Annotated in this window: 18 protein-coding genes and 1 riboswitch; of the genes, 14 read left to right on the top strand and 4 right to left on the bottom strand. The window is 48.8% G+C overall.

Annotation, left to right across the window (positions count from 1 at the left end):
* Positions 1-22: 22 nt before the first annotated feature.
* Positions 23-622 carry a hypothetical protein gene (locus ACFRAM_RS09775; RefSeq protein WP_379465703.1) on the bottom strand — a complete coding sequence of 200 codons (600 nt, stop codon included), beginning with the start codon at positions 620-622 and terminating at the stop codon, positions 23-25.
* A gap of 198 nt (positions 623-820) precedes the next feature.
* Here ACFRAM_RS09775 and ACFRAM_RS09770 point away from each other — a divergent pair, with 198 nt between their 5' ends.
* The 7 genes from ACFRAM_RS09770 (at position 821) to ACFRAM_RS09740 (ending at position 9,491) form a co-directional block, all read left to right on the top strand.
* A complete protein-coding gene (locus ACFRAM_RS09770) occupies positions 821-1,522 on the top strand; it encodes a response regulator transcription factor (RefSeq protein ID WP_379465702.1) in 702 nt (233 codons plus the stop codon).
* A complete protein-coding gene (locus ACFRAM_RS09765) occupies positions 1,519-2,490 on the top strand; it encodes a sensor histidine kinase (protein ID WP_379465701.1) in 972 nt (323 codons plus the stop codon). The genes ACFRAM_RS09770 and ACFRAM_RS09765 overlap by 4 nt, the downstream gene beginning before the upstream one ends.
* A gap of 105 nt (positions 2,491-2,595) precedes the next feature.
* Positions 2,596-3,366 carry an ABC transporter ATP-binding protein gene (locus ACFRAM_RS09760; RefSeq protein WP_379465700.1) on the top strand — a complete coding sequence of 257 codons (771 nt, stop codon included), beginning with the start codon at positions 2,596-2,598 and terminating at the stop codon, positions 3,364-3,366.
* Positions 3,341-5,296 (top strand): FtsX-like permease family protein, encoded by a 1,956-nt coding sequence (locus tag ACFRAM_RS09755; protein WP_379465699.1) that lies wholly within the window; start codon positions 3,341-3,343, stop codon positions 5,294-5,296. Before ACFRAM_RS09760 ends, ACFRAM_RS09755 begins: the two co-directional genes overlap by 26 nt.
* Position 5,297: 1 nt before the next feature.
* Positions 5,298-6,161 (top strand): undecaprenyl-diphosphate phosphatase, encoded by an 864-nt coding sequence (locus ACFRAM_RS09750; RefSeq protein ID WP_379465698.1) that lies wholly within the window; start codon positions 5,298-5,300, stop codon positions 6,159-6,161.
* A 91-nt stretch (positions 6,162-6,252) separates the two neighbouring features.
* Positions 6,253-6,459, top strand: a riboswitch (cobalamin riboswitch).
* Between the two features lie 155 nt (positions 6,460-6,614).
* A complete protein-coding gene (gene metE / locus ACFRAM_RS09745) occupies positions 6,615-8,912 on the top strand; it encodes a 5-methyltetrahydropteroyltriglutamate--homocysteine S-methyltransferase (RefSeq protein ID WP_175372999.1) in 2,298 nt (765 codons plus the stop codon).
* A 345-nt stretch (positions 8,913-9,257) separates the two neighbouring features.
* Entirely contained in the window at positions 9,258-9,491 is a 234-nt protein-coding gene (locus ACFRAM_RS09740; RefSeq protein WP_379465697.1) for a hypothetical protein, read from the top strand.
* 147 nt (positions 9,492-9,638) lie between these two features.
* On the opposite strand, the gene ACFRAM_RS09735 is transcribed toward ACFRAM_RS09740, so the two are convergent.
* On the bottom strand, positions 9,639-9,791 hold the full coding sequence (locus ACFRAM_RS09735; protein ID WP_175373001.1) for a DUF1540 domain-containing protein: 153 nt from the start codon (positions 9,789-9,791) through the stop codon (positions 9,639-9,641).
* A 329-nt stretch (positions 9,792-10,120) separates the two neighbouring features.
* On the opposite strand from ACFRAM_RS09735, the gene ACFRAM_RS09730 reads away from it, so the two are divergent.
* Entirely contained in the window at positions 10,121-11,368 is a 1,248-nt protein-coding gene (locus ACFRAM_RS09730; protein ID WP_379465696.1) for a DUF4349 domain-containing protein, read from the top strand.
* Between the two features lie 875 nt (positions 11,369-12,243).
* Here the strand turns inward: ACFRAM_RS09730 and msrA are convergent.
* A complete protein-coding gene (gene msrA, locus ACFRAM_RS09725) occupies positions 12,244-13,230 on the bottom strand; it encodes a peptide-methionine (S)-S-oxide reductase MsrA (protein WP_379465695.1) in 987 nt (328 codons plus the stop codon).
* An 88-nt stretch (positions 13,231-13,318) separates the two neighbouring features.
* Positions 13,319-13,927 carry a TVP38/TMEM64 family protein gene (locus tag ACFRAM_RS09720; RefSeq protein WP_379465694.1) on the bottom strand — a complete coding sequence of 203 codons (609 nt, stop codon included), beginning with the start codon at positions 13,925-13,927 and terminating at the stop codon, positions 13,319-13,321.
* Positions 13,928-14,087: 160 nt separating this feature from the next.
* On the opposite strand from ACFRAM_RS09720, the gene ACFRAM_RS09715 reads away from it, so the two are divergent.
* The 6 genes from ACFRAM_RS09715 to ACFRAM_RS09690 all read left to right on the top strand — a co-directional run bounded on the left by ACFRAM_RS09715 (position 14,088) and on the right by ACFRAM_RS09690 (position 18,606).
* Entirely contained in the window at positions 14,088-15,026 is a 939-nt protein-coding gene (locus tag ACFRAM_RS09715; protein WP_379465693.1) for a Gfo/Idh/MocA family protein, read from the top strand.
* 27 nt (positions 15,027-15,053) lie between these two features.
* Positions 15,054-15,377, top strand: coding sequence for a hypothetical protein (locus ACFRAM_RS09710; protein WP_379465692.1), 324 nt, complete (start codon positions 15,054-15,056; stop codon positions 15,375-15,377).
* A gap of 125 nt (positions 15,378-15,502) precedes the next feature.
* Positions 15,503-15,820 carry a winged helix-turn-helix transcriptional regulator gene (locus ACFRAM_RS09705; RefSeq protein WP_175373008.1) on the top strand — a complete coding sequence of 106 codons (318 nt, stop codon included), beginning with the start codon at positions 15,503-15,505 and terminating at the stop codon, positions 15,818-15,820.
* A 327-nt stretch (positions 15,821-16,147) separates the two neighbouring features.
* Positions 16,148-16,873 (top strand): hypothetical protein, encoded by a 726-nt coding sequence (locus tag ACFRAM_RS09700; protein WP_379465691.1) that lies wholly within the window; start codon positions 16,148-16,150, stop codon positions 16,871-16,873.
* Positions 16,874-16,979: 106 nt separating this feature from the next.
* Positions 16,980-17,738: an iron-sulfur cluster repair di-iron protein gene (gene ric / locus ACFRAM_RS09695; protein ID WP_379465937.1), complete on the top strand. Its 759-nt coding sequence runs from the start codon at positions 16,980-16,982 to the stop codon at positions 17,736-17,738.
* Between the two features lie 166 nt (positions 17,739-17,904).
* Complete coding sequence (locus tag ACFRAM_RS09690) at positions 17,905-18,606, top strand: hypothetical protein (RefSeq protein ID WP_379465690.1); 702 nt, start codon at positions 17,905-17,907, stop codon at positions 18,604-18,606.
* Positions 18,607-19,064: the final 458 nt, after the last annotated feature.

Genomic DNA, 19,064 nt, shown 5'->3' with positions numbered 1-19,064 from the left:
TGTTTATGTTGAAAAAGCGGCCTTACCGGGGATTTACGGTGAGGTCGCTCTTTTGTTTACTGACGTTATTAATGGAGGCAATCGTTTCAAATACCCATGAATACGCAGCCTTAATGTTCGTACTATTCACAATGTCAAGTGTAATCCCCCAATCCTGACGCGCCATCACTGGTGGATCTCCGCCGGGTTGATCTTCAGGGTGCAGCAGAAATCCTGAAATATACATATGAGGATCTATGTCTGCAAAAGTGCCGTATTCCACATCCTCGAGAGTAAAAAAGGCGGCGGGCTGCTTGGATTCCACGAAAAAGATGGGCAGCCTCGTCTCCCCGTACATTTTCGCATATTGGCCTTCGGCGGCTTCGCGAAGATGCTCCTTCATAATAAAGACGGCGTCGTAATGGGACGCAAGCTCAGCCCCTCTTTTCAAATCCTCAAAAGTAATCTCAGTGAAGGTCACATGCTTTTCTCTCACGATCGGCGGATCGCCAATGACCGCCAGATTTAAGCTTTGTCCTCTGTATAGCGATGTATCATCCGATTGCTGAATCATCTCAAACGTACAGCCAGCCAGCAGCACAACCAGCGATGCCAAGAACAGTATAAGTTTACTTGCTTTCATTGCATTCATATCCCTAAAGCTCCAATCCAATTATCGTTGAAACGGTATTCCATTATTTTACTTATGGTTATAGGATACCATAGAATGTAATTGCACCGTATACTAAAGAGCTGAATTTGACGTACGTCCCTGGTGCTGTATATATTAGTTGGCAGACCCCCGGTCAAGAGATCTGGGTCATTGGAGGCGCAAATTAGAATGTTTAAAATATTCATTATTGAGGATGATCAGAGCCTGGTGTCGTTGCTCCAGGACTACTTGCATAAATTCGGTTATGAGACACAGGCCGTGCATAATTTCGAGACGGTGCGCGAGCAGTTTGAGGCGTTCGCTCCGCATCTGGTGCTGTTGGATGTCAACCTGCCTAAATTCGACGGGTATTACTGGTGCCGCCAGATTCGAGGCATCTCTACCTGTCCGATTTTGTTCATTTCGGCAAGAGCGGGCAAGATGGATCAGGTGATGGCACTGGAGAACGGTGCGGATGACTATATTACGAAACCCTTCGATTATGAGATTGCTATGGCCAAAATCAAAAGTCAGCTCCGGCGCGCCTACGGTACTTTCGCGGGTAACTTTAATGAACGGAGTCTTACCGTTTCCGGACTGACGCTGGATGTGGAACGGCTGGTGCTGTCTAGGGGCAATGACCGGACGGATCTCAGTCATACGGAGGTCAAGATTTTGGACGAGCTGATGCAAAAAGCCGGAGCTATCGTCACCCGTGACCGCTTGCTGGAGAAGATATGGGATGATCAGGTGTTTGTCGATGACAACACGCTTAACGTCTACGTTACCAGGGTCCGTAAAAAACTAGCGGCGCTGGAGATCCATGACGGTCTGCAGACCGTGCGGGGTCAAGGCTACCGGCTGACACCGAACTGGGGGAATGGGGAGTGAAACTATTTTTACGGGAGCAAAAGACGTTAATCCTCGTATATCTGACCCAACTAGCTGTCATTACACTGGTGTACAGACTGGATGGAGGTAGCGCGGTCAGTGTTAGTCTATATGCTGATATCCTCAGCACTTGTCTGCTGCTTGCCTACCTCGGTTTCCGTTACATCTCCAACCGTACCTTCTACGAACGGATGACGGCACGGCCTTCCACGCTGGACGAGACAGGTGGCCCGTCGCAGGATACGCCGCTGGCTGAGAGCTTGCGCGGGCTGTTAACCCATCAATTCCGCCTCTATAAAAATGATCTGCATAGTTACCGCCACAAGCTGGAGGAGCATATTCATTTCATCAATCAATGGGTTCATGGCATGAAGACCCCTTTGTCCGTCATTCATCTGATCATTCAAGACAAGGATGGCCCACCCTTCACGGCGATCGGGGACGAGCTTGACCGTCTGAAGAAAGGACTGGAGACCGTGCTATATACAGCACGACTGGATACATTCGAGCATGATTTCTATGTGGAGCGGTTGGAGCTTCAGACAGTCCTGCGGCGGATCACTTCAGAGCAGAAGCGACTGTTCATTCGTAGCCGTGTATATCCCTCTATTATGGTAGAGGACAATATTGTTGTGACTTCGGACGAGAAATGGCTGTCCTTTGTGCTGACCCAAATCATTACAAATGCTGTCCGGTATACGGTAAAAGAGGGCGCAGTCATTCATTTAACAGGCTATATACTGAATAATAGGGTAGTACTGGATATACGTGATGAAGGGGTAGGCATTCCGCAGGGCGATCTGCCGCGGGTGTTTGACCCTTATTTTACTGGCGTAAATGGCCGGAATTTTCAAGAATCCACCGGGATGGGGCTGTACCTGGTTAAGCAGATTTGTACCAAGCTCGGTCATGAGGTAAGCATCATTTCAGAGGTAGGGAAAGGCTCTACGGTACGGATCGTATTCTAACCACCTTACAATTGTGTAAGGTAACTGTAAGTTTCACAAATAGCTGGCGCCTGAGACGTGTTTGTATAATAGAAGCATTCCAGGCCACGGAAGGAGCGGCGGCACTTGCCCATACTTGAAGTCAATAATTTATCCAAAATTTATGAGGGCCAAGTGTCCACGCACGCGCTGAATCATATCCGGTTTGCTGTGGAAAAGGGTGAATTCGTCGGTATTATGGGCCCCTCAGGAAGCGGGAAAACGACCCTGCTGAACGTCATCGCCACTATCGATCAGCCGACCTCCGGTGAGATTTCGATTGGTGGACGAGACCCTAATCTGCTCAGCAGACAAGAGAAGGCCTTGTTCCGCCGTCATGAGCTGGGTTTTGTATTCCAACAGTTCAATCTGCTCGACACGCTCACCGTGGAAGAGAACATCATTTTGCCGTTGACACTGGCCGGTGCCTCTGTTCCAGAGATGGAAAGCAGGCTGCTACAGGTGTCAGGAGCGCTTGGCATTGGGCACTTGCTCAAGAAGCGGACGTACGAAATTTCCGGCGGGCAAATGCAGCGGACGGCGATCGCCCGTGCTATGATCCACCGGCCTGCGCTGATTCTGGCCGACGAACCTACAGGCAATCTGGACTCCACAACATCGGGCGAAGTGATGGGTATGCTGGAGCAGATCAATGCTTCGGAGGGAGCGACGGTGCTGATGGCTACACATGATGCCGTGGCTGCGAGCTTTTGTCACAGGGTGATTTTTATCAAAGACGGGCGGTTCCATAGTGAGATGTACAGGGGCAGCAGCCGGGCCGCCTTCTTTCAGAATATCATTGACATGCTGTCGCTTCTGGGAGGCGCGGGCCATGACCTTTCGGCAGTTCGCTTATAGAAATGTAATTCGTAACAAGCGGAAGTATGCCGCCTATTTTGTCAGCAGCTCGTTCTCGGTAATGATCTTCTTTCTGTGCGCCCTGTTTATTTATCACCCGGCTCTGTCCAAGGATCTGATTTTCAGTACTGCAACGCAGACGATGATGGTCGCCGAAGGGTCCATTTTTTTGTTTTGCTCCCTTTTTGTACTGGTATCTGTGAGTTCGTTCCTGCAATCCCGCAAGAAGGAGTTCGGTATTCTACTGATGCATGGGATGACTAGGCGGCAGTTGCATCTGATGGTCTTTTTGGAAAATATGATGATCGGCAGCGCGGCAATTTTCACCGGTACCGGGCTGGGCTTGCTGCTTGGCAAGCTGTTCCTGATGATCGGCTCGGGCTTTCTTGGCATTCATTCGCTTTCCTTTCATCTGCCCTGGCAGGCCCCAGTGCTGACCATTTGCAGCTTTGTGCTGTTGTTTGGTCTGATCTCGCTCTGTACTTTTGCATTAACCGGCCCTGAAGATCCGATGCCGCTGTTCCAAGGGGAAAGCAAGCATGAGGAAGAACCTAAAATCTCTATAGTGCTTGTGCTGCTGTCAGCAGTTTTTCTGATCGCTGGCTACGTTATGGCCGCCACAGTGCGCGCGGCTTTGGTAGATGTCATTATGTTCCCAGTCGTGGTCATTACGGTCGTTGGAACGTATCTGTTCTATACCCAACTGAGCATCTACATTGTGAAGCTGCTGAAGAGAACCCGGCGTTTCTATTGGCATCGGATTAACCTGATCGCACTCTCTGGCCTGTCATCCCGCTGGAGAGAGAATGGACGCATGTTCTTCATTATCACGATTATTTCGGCCGTATCATTCACTTCTGTTGGTGTATTTGCTTCCATTCAGACGTTGACCCGGGAACTGAAGCTTAATTACCCGGCAGCTGTTGGCTATGTGGCAAAGGGGACGGAGGACGCGGCAGAAACAGAGCGGCACCTGGACAGCATTCGCAGGGAGCTCGCAGGCCGTGGCCTGATCTTTGATACACTTAGCATCCCTATTAAATATGCAGAGGTGGAATCGCAGACTGGGCCGGATCGGACGCGGCTGCTGCCCCTGATCTCCTACAGTCTTTATAAGCAGGCGCTGATGAAGGCTGGATTCCGTTCGTCTGAAAGGCCGCTTGAAGGTCATGACGGGCTGGTCATGATCGGCTCTCAGCGGGACCGTAGCCTGACGGGTGAACGAGTCAAGGCTACATATACACTGCGGCAGGGAAACTCAATTCGCGAGACCGGCTACACCGAGGAATTACCGATTGCGAACCATCTGCTCCCGGCGCTGGACGGCGTTGACGGGGGTGACTTTAGCGGCATTGTGGTTAACGATGAGTTGTATGCCGCTATCCGCCCCGTGCAGACTGATAGGTACACGGGATTCTATGTTGCGGATTTGCTGCAAACGGTTGGAATCGCAGCCGATCTTTCGGTCAAGGGCAAGAGGGCATACACTGCTGATTATCCCTATGCCATTGCAGTCAGCGGCACATTGTTTGAGATCCACAAGACTCTGTACAGTACAATGCTGTTCGCTTCTCTGCTTGTGGGCACCGTCTTCTTCATTGCAGCTGGAAGCTTTCTTTACTTCCGTCTGTACATGGATCTGGATTATGATCGTCTGCAATATTCCACCCTGGCCAAGATGGGATTAACGGATCGGGAACTGAACCGGATTGTGACATTCCAGCTAGCCCTGATGTTCTTTGTACCGATCGGACTGGCTATCCTGCATAGCCTATTTGCTTTTATCGCCCTGCAGCGCCTGTTCTACTTATCGATCGTGACCGAGACTGGTGCGGTGCTGGCGGTTTATTTTGTCGCGCAGGTATTGTATTTCTTCTTCATCCGGAGTCGTTACTTGCGCAATCTGAAGAAAAATTTAAGGAGGATTTAACATGGACCTGCTCATGATTATTAAAGCAATTATTCTTGGCATCGTCGAAGGTATAACCGAGTTTGCTCCCGTATCCTCTACTGGTCATATGATTATTGTGGATGATATGTGGCTGCGGTCACAGGCATTTCTGGGCCAACATACGGCAAATACATTTAAAGTAGTTATTCAGCTAGGCTCGATCCTGGCGGTTGTAGTGATTTTCTGGAAAAGATTTATTGATCTGCTGGGCTTGAAGCGGTTCAGCCGCAAAGAAATGCAGCCTGTGCCGGATGGACAGCCACAGTTGCCTGCCGGTGAAGGGCATCTAAAGCTTCGCATGGTGCTGATTGGTCTCATTCCTGCCGGAGTCCTTGGCGTACTGACGGAGAACTACATTGATGACCATCTGTTTTCGACGGCAACTGTATTGATTGGTCTCGTCATCGGTGCGGTATTTATGATTTGTGCCGATCGTTTCGCCCCAAAGAAGGTTCAGACCGAAACGGTCGATCAAGTGACATACAAGCAGGCGCTGGGCGTTGGCCTGATGCAGTGCTTCGCCCTGTGGCCGGGTTTTTCCCGCTCCGGTTCCACCATCTCCGGAGGTGTACTGCTGGGGATGAGCTACCGGGCAGCTGCTGACTTCACGTTCATTATGGCCGTGCCGGTCATGGCCGGAGCTACGCTAATCTCCCTGATCAAGAACTGGCAGTACTTTACGATGGATTCCTTGCCGTTCTTCATCGCTGGCTTCATAAGTGCCTTTGTTTTCGCGCTGATATCGATGCGTTTCTTCCTGAAACTGATCAATCGGGTCAAGCTGATGCCCTTCGCGATCTACCGAATTGTGCTGGCAGCAGTGGTGTATATTATTTTCTTCTAACTGGCTATAAGGATTCCGTATAACTGCTACACTCATAATCTATTGCGGTTTACTTGGTATTCCAGTATGATGACGTTATATTCATTCCCGAAACTGAATAACGGATACAGGTGCCTGCCGGATGCCAAGGCATACCGGATGGCTTAATAGGGAAGTTCGGTGCAAGACCGACGCGGTCCCGCCACTGTAACGGAAGAGTCTTCAGCAACCCTCGTCACTGGCAGCATATGCTGTTCGGGAAGACGGCTGGAGATGTAGACGCCGCAGCCAGGAGACCTGCCTGTTTCGACAGCACAGCTTTACCTACGGAAGATAGGACGGTGTTAGACCAGCTACCAGTATGTATAATACTAGGGCGTCTTTCCCTCTGACTTCTTACAGGGAGAGACGCCTTTTTTGGGTATAAAACATGACGCATATAGATTATTAGTGAGATAAGGGAGGAACCTAGGAATGACGCAAACAGTAAAAGTAAGTAACCTCGGGTACCCGAGAATCGGGAAAAACCGTGAATGGAAAAAGAACCTGGAGACCTTCTGGTCCGGCCAAAAAAATGAAGCTGAATTCCGTTCCGAAATGGAAAGAATCCAGCTTGAGCATTTGCAGACACAAAAAGAAGCCGGTATTGATCTGATTCCGGTCAATGATTTCACATTCTACGACCACGTGCTGGATGCAGCCGTAATGTTCGGAATTGTACCTCCACGGTATGAATACGATGGCGGAGACATCGGACTGGACCTTTACTTCGCAATGGCCCGCGGTAACGCTACAGCTACTGCATGCGAAATGACTAAATGGTTCAACACGAACTATCACTATATCGTTCCAGAGATCGGCAACCAAACGCCGCGTCTGACTGAGAACAAGCCACTTGCGGCTTATCGTTTTGCTAAAGCGCAAGCCGGTATCGAAGGCAAGCCGGTTGTCATCGGCCTTTACACCTTCCTGAAGCTGTCCAAAGGCTTCCAGCCATCTGAAACGGCTGAAATCGCGAAGCGTTTCTTGCCAGTATATGTGCAACTGCTTCAAGAGCTGAAGCAAGAAGGCGTGAAATGGGTACAAGTGGACGAGCCTGCGGTAGTAACCGGGCTTACCAATGAAGATATCAGCCTGCTTGAGACGATTTATGCAGAAATCGCTGCAGCTGTGCCTGGATTGAACATCATCCTGCAAACTTACTTCGAAGCTGCTGAACCGCTTGAAGCACTTCTTAAGCTACCTGTACAAGGTCTGGGTCTGGACTTCGTACACGATGGCGGTACAAACCTCGAATCCATCGAGCGTCTGGGCTGGCCGGAAGACAAGATTCTCGGCGTTGGTATCATCGACGGACGTAACATCTGGCGCTCCGATCTGGATGCTAAGCTGGCTCTGCTGGACAAACTGGCGACTCATGTTAGCTTGGACCGTGTGTTCCTGCAACCATCCTCCAGCTTGCTGCATGTACCGGTAACCGTAGAAGGCGAAGACAAGGTGAAATCCGTAATCAAGAACGCTCTGGCATTCGCGAACGAGAAGCTGGTTGAACTGAAGCTGATCAGCTCTGCACTGGAAAACCGTGATGCTGTTGCTGCCGAGCTGCAAGCTAGCCGCGATGCACTTGCTACCTTCCGTGCCCTGCCTGAGCGCGGCCGTGAAGATATCGCTGCAGAAGTGCGCAAGCTGGCTGAACTTCCTGCAAACCGTAACCTGCCATTCGCAGAGCGTGTGAAAGTACAACAGGAGAAATGGAATCTGCCGTTGCTGCCAACAACAACGATCGGAAGCTTCCCGCAAACACCAGAAGTTCGCCAAGCACGTCTCAAATGGCGCAAAGGGGTATGGAACCAAGAGCGTTATGATCAATATATCCGTGATCAAATCGACGAAGTCATCACTTTCCAAGAGAAGCTCGGACTGGATGTACTCGTACACGGTGAATTCGAACGTACAGACATGGTTGAATTCTTCGGTGAGAAGCTGGCTGGATACTTGTTCACTCGCAACGGCTGGGTGCAATCCTATGGTTCCCGCTGCGTGAAGCCGCCAGTAATCTATGCTGACGTTGCTTTCATCGAGCCAATGACCGTTAAAGAGAGCGTCTATGCACAATCCCGCACCAAGCTTCCGGTAAAAGGCATGCTGACTGGACCGGTAACGATCCTGAACTGGTCGTTCGTCCGCGATGACTTGAGCCGTGAAGAAGTAGCGAACCAAATCGCAATTGCACTGCGTCATGAAGTGAAGGCGTTGGAAGACGCTGGAGTTGAGATGATCCAAGTGGATGAGCCAGCGATCCGTGAAGGTCTGCCGCTGAAGCCAGAAGACCGTCAGCACTACCTGGATTGGTCGGTTAAAGCGTTCCGTATCTCCACTTACGATGTCAAAGACACAACTCAAATTCATACGCATATGTGCTATAGCGAGTTCAACAACATGATCGATTCCATTTCCGATATGGATGCTGACGTTATCTCCATTGAGACTTCCCGTAGCCATGGCGAACTGATCGTGAGCTTTGAGGAGCAAGACTACGATAAAGGCATCGGCCTTGGCGTATACGACATCCACAGCCCGCGTGTCCCAGCTGTAGAGGAAATGACAGTCAACATCGACCGCGCTCTGCGTGTACTGGAACCAGAATTGTTCTGGATCAACCCAGACTGCGGACTCAAGACCCGCGGATGGGCAGAAACCGAAAGCGCCCTGCGCAACATGGTTGAGGCCGCTGCGATCGCAAGAGCCAAGACTAGCCCAAGCAAAGTGTAAATACCGCGCTGTAAGCTATGAAATAGCAGCGGAAAAAGATAACCAGCAGATCTCCCTTCGTGGGGGGCCTGCTGGTTTTTTGTTATTGGGCACTAGAATTGGCCCGGTTCACTCAGGCCACTTTAGCTGACTTGAGTTAGGCTAAACAGGAAGTGAGCAAGAGCATACAAAAGGAGAGCAAGAGCTTAGGAAAGAGGGTGAAGCGCATATAGCAGGGGGCAAGGGCGTGGGAGGGTGAGTAAGAACATATAGTAGGTGAGCGTAGGGGAAAGATGAGTAAGAACATACAGTAGGCGAGCGTAGGGAAGGAGAGTATGGGCACAGCAGGGAGAATAAGAGCATGGAGTGGGCGAGGAACAGTTACAATCGAGTGGCGAACGAGAGGATGTGTCAGGTGAGCAGGAGCAAGCAGCAGATAAGCGAGAGAATGCGTCAGGTGAGCAGGGGCAAGCAGCAGATAAGCGAGAGATTGCGTCAGGTGAGCAGAAGCAAGCAGTAGATAAGCAAGTGCCTACTGCATGCAAACAAGATCATGCTGTAGACAAGCAAGAGCATACAGCAGTAAGCAAGGTTGTGTAGACTGCAAAGGGTGTGTCCACGTCTTCTGGCGTTTAGGACAACTTCTTTATTGTATACTTTTTTTAGCGATACACTTGATAATAATTCTCATTCTTGATAGAATAAATGAGAAAAGAAGGAACCGTGGAGGGTTCCTTCCGGGTAGGCTTACTTGCTCTCGAATGTTTTACAATCTGTTTCTTCCGCACGTGTTGGCTCCTTGGAGCTGTGGAAAGCAACAAAGATGGAATCAGCCTGACATTTGTTCTCCTCTGCCCAGTGGGTGCAGGAGTTGACTTCACAGATTACGTCTTTTGCCATAAGGGTTCACCTCCCCTTTAGTAAAATGACTGCATCGTTAAATGGAATGCACTGCTCGGCAAGGTGGAGCTTGTCCGAACAGAACCATGCCCTCATCCTAATTGGATGTTAGGGTTTTTGGTGTTATTTGTCTGTTAAGACACCGTAATTGTACCAAACAAAGTGACTGTTCGCAAACAGAAGCATCCTGATCAGGATACTTCTGTTTTTTGTTTTTTTACTAGGATTCTTTATCACTTTATGCAAAACTTTTAATAACATGCAACCTTCCAGCTTCTGGAATCGTCTGGGTAGAAAGAAGTATTCTACTAAATTATGGGGGTATGGCGATGCGAAAATGGGGGCTGTATGGGATTTGGTTTTTGATTTTGGTTATTGTCGTCACGGGTTGCGGATCGGCTGACAAGAACAGCAGTAATATGGCTGCGGATTCGGGAACGGCTAGCTCTGAAAGTAAATTTGACAGTGAGGCGCTGATACAAAAATCTGAGATGGCGGACAAGTCTATGTCTAATGTTTCTGCCGATTCGGACGCCAGCGCCGAGGGCGGATCAGGAGACGGTAGTACGGACACCGCAGGAGATTCTACAGCGTTAAATACCAGCAAGGCTGGTGCCGGATTTACAGGCAGTGACGTAGTAGCTGGATTGAACAAGAAGCTGATCTATCGCGCCAATCTGAACATGGAAGTGGATAACTACGCTAAGGCTCAGACTGAGGTTCGCAACATGGTGACGCTTGCCCAAGGCTATATTATCGAGTTCAACGAGAATATGTCTGAATATGAGCAGGGTGGCACTTTTATTATGAAGGTACCGGCATCTGGCTTCTCCTCTTTTTTGAGTAATCTTGAAAAAGTGAAGCATGCGAAACTCCAGCGTAGTATTCAGGGGCAGGATGTATCTGAAGAATATGTAGATCTTGAGTCCCGGCTGAAGGCTAAGCAAATGATGGAAGCCCAATATACCGAATTTATGAAAAAAGCGACCAAACCCGCTGACCTTGTCGCGTTTGCCAACGAACTGGGTTCCATCCAGGTGGAGATTGAACGGATCAAAGGGAGAATGCGTTACATTGACCAGAATGTTTCGTTTTCAACCGTAGAGCTACGTTTGTACCAAACGGACGAAAGCCTTGATGTGATGAAGAAAAAAGGTCAGGATCCACTTGGCACACGCGCATCCCAGGCGCTGAGCGGCAGTTTGAATGCGTTGTCCGTTACCTTTCAGTGGATTGTGGTGATCCTGGCCGGTGCCCTGCCAATATTAATCGGTGCAGCGCTTGTTCTAATTATCGTTTTTGCTTATCGTAGAAGAAGACAGCACCGGCAGAGTGAAGAATCTCAATTGATTCGGGAAGCGAACCGGCAGTCGGGGCGGACGCAAGAGAAAACGCCGGAAATCCGGCAGCCGTCACCGGAGATCAAACAGACGCAGGCGAAAGCAAACCAGACGCAGGCGAAAGCAGACCAGGCGCAGCTTAAGGTAGAGAAGTCACAATCGGAAGATGTGCAAGCGCCACAGGGCGGGGCTGATCCTGTGGATGACCGTGAGAATGGTAACCGTGATAAAAAGTAATGTATGCGGGTGAGAAATTTGTACCTGGAACGCGAACCTGCCTCATTTGTTGCTGAAGCTAAGTGGAGGTAGAAGGTACTGCGTTTGTTGAAAGAAAAAATTCGTTTAGAACAATCTGATGAGAATAACCAGAGTCGTTGTAAGCGAACAAGGCAGTCCGAGCAGACAGTGTTGAGCAACCAGAATAAGTAATTTAGAGACCAAGCAGCAAAGCAGAGTTAGTCGTTTGGGAGATCAAGCAGTAAAGCGGCTGAGGTGATTAAGCCTAGGCAGTGTTCACTTGAAAAATAACAGGACGGAGTCCCGTTATTTTGTCTTGGATCGTTAGGTTTTAGGGGATAACAGGAAAAAATCCTGCTATTTCTCCCGATTATACGATTAAATTTAAATCAGGCAGAATTAACAGGAGATAATCCTGTTATTGTGTGAATATCTGGAGAAATGTTTGAATTAACAGGAGAATTTCCAGTTAGCCGTCAGCGCGGAGCATGATCATCTTGTATCTTTTGGGTAAAAGTCAGAAGTGAGTAACGGGAATTAGTGATGAGCACTAGTAGTGGAAAATATTCACGACCAATTCCATTAAAAGCTTACACTTCAAGATCCAAAAAAGCCGTCAAGTCTCACGTATTTCGTGAGGCTTGGCGGCTCTGTCTTTGGCTTTGATATTACTGTGAGGAGCACAATAGCAGGTCAGCTATTCGTATTTAACGGTGTTGTATAAACAGCGTAGTGGCTCCTGTCTGTACTTATATGTCGAAGTCTTTAGTTGCTGCTCATTATTCAAACGCACACACGTACTCAAGCTCATTACTCAAGCTCGTACTCTAACGCGTGCTCGAACTCATACTCTTACCAATACCCATCCCCGCTAATTAAGCTTGCTGAAAAAGTACCCGGTATTCCCCGTATCCTTCTTCTTCAAGGTCTTCTTTGGGCACAAACCGCAGTGCAGCGGAGTTGATGCAGTAGCGCAGGCCGTTAGGGCCGGGGCCGTCGTTGAACACATGGCCGAGGTGAGAATCGGCTTCTTTACTGCGGACTTCCGTACGGACCATCAGGTGGCTGAGGTCGGTCTTTTCTTTGACGGAGTAATCGCGGATCGGACGGGTGAAGCTCGGCCAGCCGCAGCCGGAGTCGTATTTGTCCTCAGAGCTGAACAGCGGCTCGCCGGATACGATATCTACATAAATGCCATCCCCATGATGATCCCAGAATTCGTTGCGGAAAGGCGACTCTGTCGCATTATTCTGTGTCACTTCATATTGGAGTGGAGTCAAACGTTCTCTCAGGCTTTCCTTGTCTTCCTTATGGGACCAGTGTTGTTCGATAAAAGCATCCCGGCCGGAGCCAGTGCGGTAGCGTTTGTAATGCCCCGGGTTCTTGTGGTGATAGCCTTGATGGTATTCTTCAGCCCGATAGAACTTGGACGCTGGAAGAATAGGAGTAACAATTGGCTTGGAGAAGCGGCCGCTCTCCTGAAGCTCGGCTTTGGAAGCTTCTGCCTCAGCCCGTTGTTCCTCGGAATGGGTGAAGATCGCTGTGCCGTACGAAGTTCCACGGTCGTAGAACTGTCCGCCTTCATCGGTAGGGTCGATTTGTTGCCAGAACAGCTCTAACAGCTTGCGATATGGGAAAATATCCGGATTGAACGTAATTTGCACCGCTTCTACGTGGCCCGTAGTTTCGGAGCATACTTCTTCATAGGTAGGGTTCTCTGTATGGCCGCCGGTATAACCTGAGACTACGTCGATAATGCCCGGTAGCTCCTCAAAAGGGGATACCATGCACCAGAAGCATCCGCCTGCGAAGGTGGCTTGTTCCGTTTTGGATTCTATATGATTCTTATGAACTTCACTCATTAATATCCCTCCATTCGGATAATGCAATTAAATAGATCACAATTTAATTATAAAACAAATATGGGCCGCCTGCCAGCAGTTGCCTCCATTAAGCCCCATTTGGACGCGAGCGTAATGATAGCCCTGCTAGGCCAATCACAGCCACGTACAGCAGGACAGCAATAATAGCATTCCTTGGATTGCTCAACCCATTGCCGCCAAGATATGCGAACAGGGCGATCCCGGGGATTTTGCCTAAGCCCGATGCCAGTAGGAAGCTCCAGAAGGGCAGGCCTGCTGCTCCGGCATAAGCGTTGACCGCAGTCTGCGGGATGATTGGCAGCAGCCGGGCCAATACGACAGAAGCGAAGGGACGGCGTTCCACAGTAGCTGTGAATTTTTCAAGCGCGGGAATAGAGGCCAGATAGGCTCGGGCTCTGCCCTGGAACCAGTACTTTACGCCAATGAACATCAAGGCTGCGGCCAGGTTAGTCGCTAACCAGCAGATCACCGCACCTGCAAGACTCCCATATACATAGCCGAATAATCCGATGACAGCCTTGTAGGGCACGACCGGAAATAAGGCGAGCACAGTGGCCATTCCCACCGACAAAATCGGGTTTTGAACGTTTCGCATCCAGTCCAGGATGTCATTCCTGTAAATGAAAGCTGCGCCTATACCCGCAATATACAACAGAATCGGCAACCATTTTCTCATCTTAATATGCCCTTTCCTCCATCTCTTCATCTCATCATACTGAAAAAAATGAAATTATTGAAGCAAAGGTCATTTGTCGGGTCATCAGTTCAAGGTATAATAGCTGGAAGAGTGTATACGTGATGAACATTCAGACTTCAAAAGGGGGAGAGCTCACGACATGATAGTTCCTGATCGAAAAAGAGTTGCACTGGTCGGTGTCGGCAGTATTGCGCGTAAAGTATATCTGCCACTGCTGGCTAACCATCCACATGTGGAGGTCGCGGGAGTGTTGAGCCGTTCCGCGACAACTGTGCGAGATACGGTAGATACCTATCGTTTTCCTCAGGGCACGACTGATTTGAATGAATTACTGTCCTGGGATGTGGATGCCGTATTTGTACATAGCCCAACACCCTCCCATTATGATATCGTTATGAAATGTCTAGAACGCAGAGTCTCAGTCTATGTGGACAAGCCGCTCTCCTATGACTTGAAGGAGTCGCAGGAAATGGCCTCTTTTGCTCAGGAGCAAGGGGTTCTGCTGGCTGTAGGGTTTAACCGCCGGTACGCTCCTTTGTATATGCAAGCGAAGGCTTGGTTAGAGCAGGCGGGTGGCATCAGTCAATGTACTGCCGTTAAGCATCGAACAGAGCTTCAATCTGGCAGTAGTAGCCGGGAGACGGTGTATGATGATCTGATTCATATGCTGGATTTGCTGCTATGGCTGTGCGGCAATGACTATGAGCTGTTACGATCCATGCTGCAAAGTAACAAAGAGGGACAATTGCTGCAATCCTCGGGTCTATTGGGTTGGAGTAGTGGAGCGTCAGGGATGTTCAGTATGATCCGGGATGCCGGAACAGATCTGGAGAAGCTGGAGCTGCACGGAAACGGCAGATCAGCGGAGGTAGTGAACCTGGAGACAGCGGTACTCTATGAAAAAGGTGGCTTGCCGCGTAGCCAGGGCTTTGGTAGCTGGGATACGATACTCCAGAGAAGGGGCTTTAGCGGCGCTGTGGATGATTTTCTAAGCCATATTGACTCTCCGGAGCAATGCGGCATCGCGGCCGCAGCCGTATTGGCAAGCCACAAGCTGGCGGAAGAGCTTACGGATTGAGGAGAACAGAAAGGGGACATACATAAAATGGATGACCAGCGTAAACAAATGGAAGAACAGATTATTGAGAGTTATAAGCGTGATGAAGAAATGATGATTCTTGTTTTTGCCCAGTGGTGTGTGAACAATAAGCTGGACCCGCATGCCTTGTATTTGCAGGCTTACCCGCATCAGGAGAACAATGCAGCTCTGCACCATGCGCTCTCCTTGACCGTATCTGAGGAAGAAGCCGGATTCATTTCCAATGATACGGTGCTCGGCGTGTTGTCGCTGTATGGCAATGATGATCTGGCCTTCGTAGTCACTGAAGCGATAGCGGAACGCGCTTCTTCACAGGGTGACGGAGAGTAGTAAGAAACGGCAATTATTATGTCAGTATTAACTTTTTTTTGGCAAACGATGTTCATCGGGGTTGAAGTGTGGTAAAATTTTATATACTAACTAATAGTAAGTTTTATTAGTGAGAGGTGAAAACAATGGAACAACATCAACTGACAATGTGTCCGAGATTTGAGACGGCTTTTTCTTTCCTTGGTAAGCGGTGGAATGGACTAATTATTCAGACGTTAATGAGCGGGCCGAAACGCTTCAAGGATATTTCCGGTCTGATCCCTTCGATGAGTGACAAGATGCTGTCGGAGCGAATGAAGGATCTGGAATGCGAAGGCATTCTGGTACGCCATGTCTATCCAGAAACTCCGGTGCGGATTGAATATGAGTTGACGGACAAAGGACGGGCACTTGAGCCTGTCATGAAACAAATTTCTGTATGGGCCGAGAGCTGGGTTGAGTAGCTTGCATCCGGTCAATGACTTGTAGATAGCCTCTTTCTCCTGTATTGGAGAGGGGCTTTTTTCAACCTCTGATAGCTCAGCTATGGTATTCAGGTCTGTCCAACTATGAAATTACTTATTTACTTAAAATTGGATAGGGAATGGTTGCACAAAGTCGAGATTTGTGTAATATAATAGAAAAAACATTGCCCATACTTCGTGGGGATGATTTCCAATCGCATGTTTTGTCCTGTTGTCCGGCCTAAGTATTCTCTAGTCAGCCCGGGTACCACGTTGCTGCTTGAGATGCATGCTTTAGATTCAGCACAACTAACAGGAGGCGAGAAGATGAAGACTACCCTGTTTTCCCGGGAAATAACGTATGGAAAAAAGGATGTTGCCGAGCTGGAGGCTGCTTCGATTAAGGTGCAGCTTATTTATGACAAGACACTGTTTATGCTTCACAGCCATCTTCCTAAGTCCGTGTGGGATGCGTGGATCGGTGTGCCTTACAATATTATATCTTCCCTTTATAAGGGAGATAACGATGGTGGAACTGTTTTTCAGAAGTGGATTCAAGGTCCGTCCGGCTTTAAATGTATCGGTTGTGAACGTCACTGCCTGGAATCTACGTCACCTCCCGCTGAGATTCGTCCATCCGGCGTACAGCGGAAGTACAAATTCCACAATGGCATCAGACAAAGCATGGTACTTCAGGCTGTAATCTGGTCCATGTATGAGAATACGATATTGTTCGAACCATTTTTGGGCGAAGAGCCCTTTTTGACTGAAGAGGATCTGGAAACGATCTCCTCTTACTTCGTGCCAACCTATCTGAGCAAATTCCCTTTGCTTGAGCGCTCGAAGCCCTGTAAAGAGTATAAGGATCAGCATATTCGCGTGTACCAGGAGTGGATCTCAGCACCCGATGTGGTCCTGCAATGGGATGGCGGGCTGACGGAAGGTCGATGGATGACTGGTGTTTATATGGATCATGCCCGGTTTGCCGGACTCGGCCCTTATGTGAAGGATGCCAAAGGCAAGCGTACGTATATGCAGGCCTTTGTTCAATAAAACGTTTCAATTGCTGTGTGTTAAATCACAAGTCAAGGTTTCTGTCGGAGGTAAAGTGGAAGGGTAGACCAACCTGAACCGCCAACCGAAGGAGGAATCCACAATGATGATGAGACAACCTATGGATAGAGTTTCAGCCTCCCGGCCAACGCCGGAGAGCAGTTTGAGTAATGAAACTTGGGTAAGAGATGTAGTACTGCAATTTCCTAAATCTGCGGATTATTTTAAAGTTAATCGAATTGATTTCTGCTGCGGTGGAGATAGACCGCTTGGAGAAGCTGTCACTGAACGGGGATTGGACAAGGATGCTGTGCTTGCCGACCTGAACAAACTGCTGATGGAACATCCGGTTCTGGAAGAAGAAACAGTATGGAACTATGCTACTTCCTCTGAACTGATTCAGCATATTGTGGATAAGCATCATCATTACCTGCGTCAGGAATTGCCTCTAATCGCACAGAATGTCAACAAAGTATTTCGCGTTCATGGGGAAAACTCTCCACATTTGGCCCAGCTACACGAGCTGTTCCACAAGCTGATGGATGAACTGCTTGACCATACAGCTAAGGAAGAGGATACTCAGTTCCCTAGGCTTTTGGCATATAGTGCTGATTCGGGAGCAGCCAGCTTGACAGAATTACGTGCTGCTCTGGCTGAGCTGGAGGATGAGCATGATGCTGCAGGCGATATTTTACGACAGATTCGCAAGATTACTGAGGATTTTACACCTCCGGAACACGCGTGCACTACGTATCGATTGACCTATGCGCGCCTAGAAGAGTTAGAAGGAATGACGTTTGAACATATTCATCTGGAGAACAACATCCTTTTTCCCAGATATCATATAGAAGCAGAGTTTGCATAGAGTCCCTTCGGGGACTCTTTTTTATTCTATCAATAGGAATAATCTCCTGATTTTGCATTGAGAACATGGCTGGCTTCGGTTATCCTAAAATGAGACGAAATACGAAGTGATTACAGCCTGAGACACTACTAGCGGATGTTGTCGGGAAGATAAGGCGGTGCTGGAAATGCCCATGCTAGGGTTGGGGCGTTTGTTGCTAGGAGTGATTATTATTATGACCTTGGGGGGATGCTCCTCCGCTCTAGGTACCAAAGCGGAAGTGGTTACAGAGCCTGTGGGGCCGACATTCTCTTTAATGGTTGGCGGCAGAGAACTGGCTGACAGCACAGAAAGATTGTTGAGCGGCACTTATAGAAAAGGAATCACGATTCTTGAACTGTTGCAGGGCAGCGGTATTGCTGTATTTGCGGAAGACAGACAGAAGATTCTCGCTGTAAGCAATGTGTCCCTGGGGCCAGAAATGGAATGGGAAGTACAAATGGACGGCAAGGTAATCAGTAATACGAATTGGAAGAGCAGTCCCGTTAATTCAAGCGCACGTATTGTGATTATGGCAAAGTCGGATGCCGGAGGCAAAGACCCGGATTCAGTCTTCCTATACGTGAACGGTGGGAGTGAGCAGGAGAACCTGACACATATATACGTAATGAGCTTTACAAGTGATCTCTCTGTGAGAAGCCTGCTGAAAAGCTGCGGAATGGTTCAACTGTCGGAAGACAACCAGAGGATACAGGTGGTGAAGGGACATACACCACTGTCCAGTGAAATATGGAAATTGCGAGTAAATGGAAAAAAGCTGCTGGACAACGGGATGGACATGAAACTTCGGCCGATGGATGAGTTGGAGATTTCCTTAGGGTTGCGATAATAACAATACATAACGGCCAGATCGCCTGTTAGAAAAAGGGGGTCTGGCTATTTCATTTGCGTTCATCAGGGATTGTTATAGATAAGATGAACATAAGATTCGAACATATGCTTGTCGTCACTACGGTGGAATGTTTGGACTTCCGGTCGCTGTTGTCACCAGATTTCTTCCTTGTAAACCGCTTGTAGCGGTTGAAATCTGGCTACAGCCTATGCTTCCGGTGCTAGCTTTCCTACGGAAAGCTTTCAGGCGAGCGCTTCGCTCCTACAGTTCCAAACTTCCCCCTTTGTTCCTCCTCGCTTTTTGTTACTTTCTGTTGTGCATCTTATATAGATGGTTAGTTGCTAAATATATTGTGAAAGTATTCACAATTACTGTGACTGCAATCACAATCACGGTTCAAATTTGAAATGTATACTTTCATTATATGGAAGTAACAAGAGAGCATGCAGAAGCAT

This window comes from Paenibacillus sp. NPDC056722 (genome assembly GCF_042790635.1).
In the GTDB taxonomy this organism is placed as follows: Bacteria; Bacillota; Bacilli; order Paenibacillales; family Paenibacillaceae; genus Paenibacillus_AQ; species Paenibacillus_AQ agri.
Note: the sequence above shows the minus strand (reverse complement) of the source record. Positions and strands in the feature narration are given on the sequence as shown.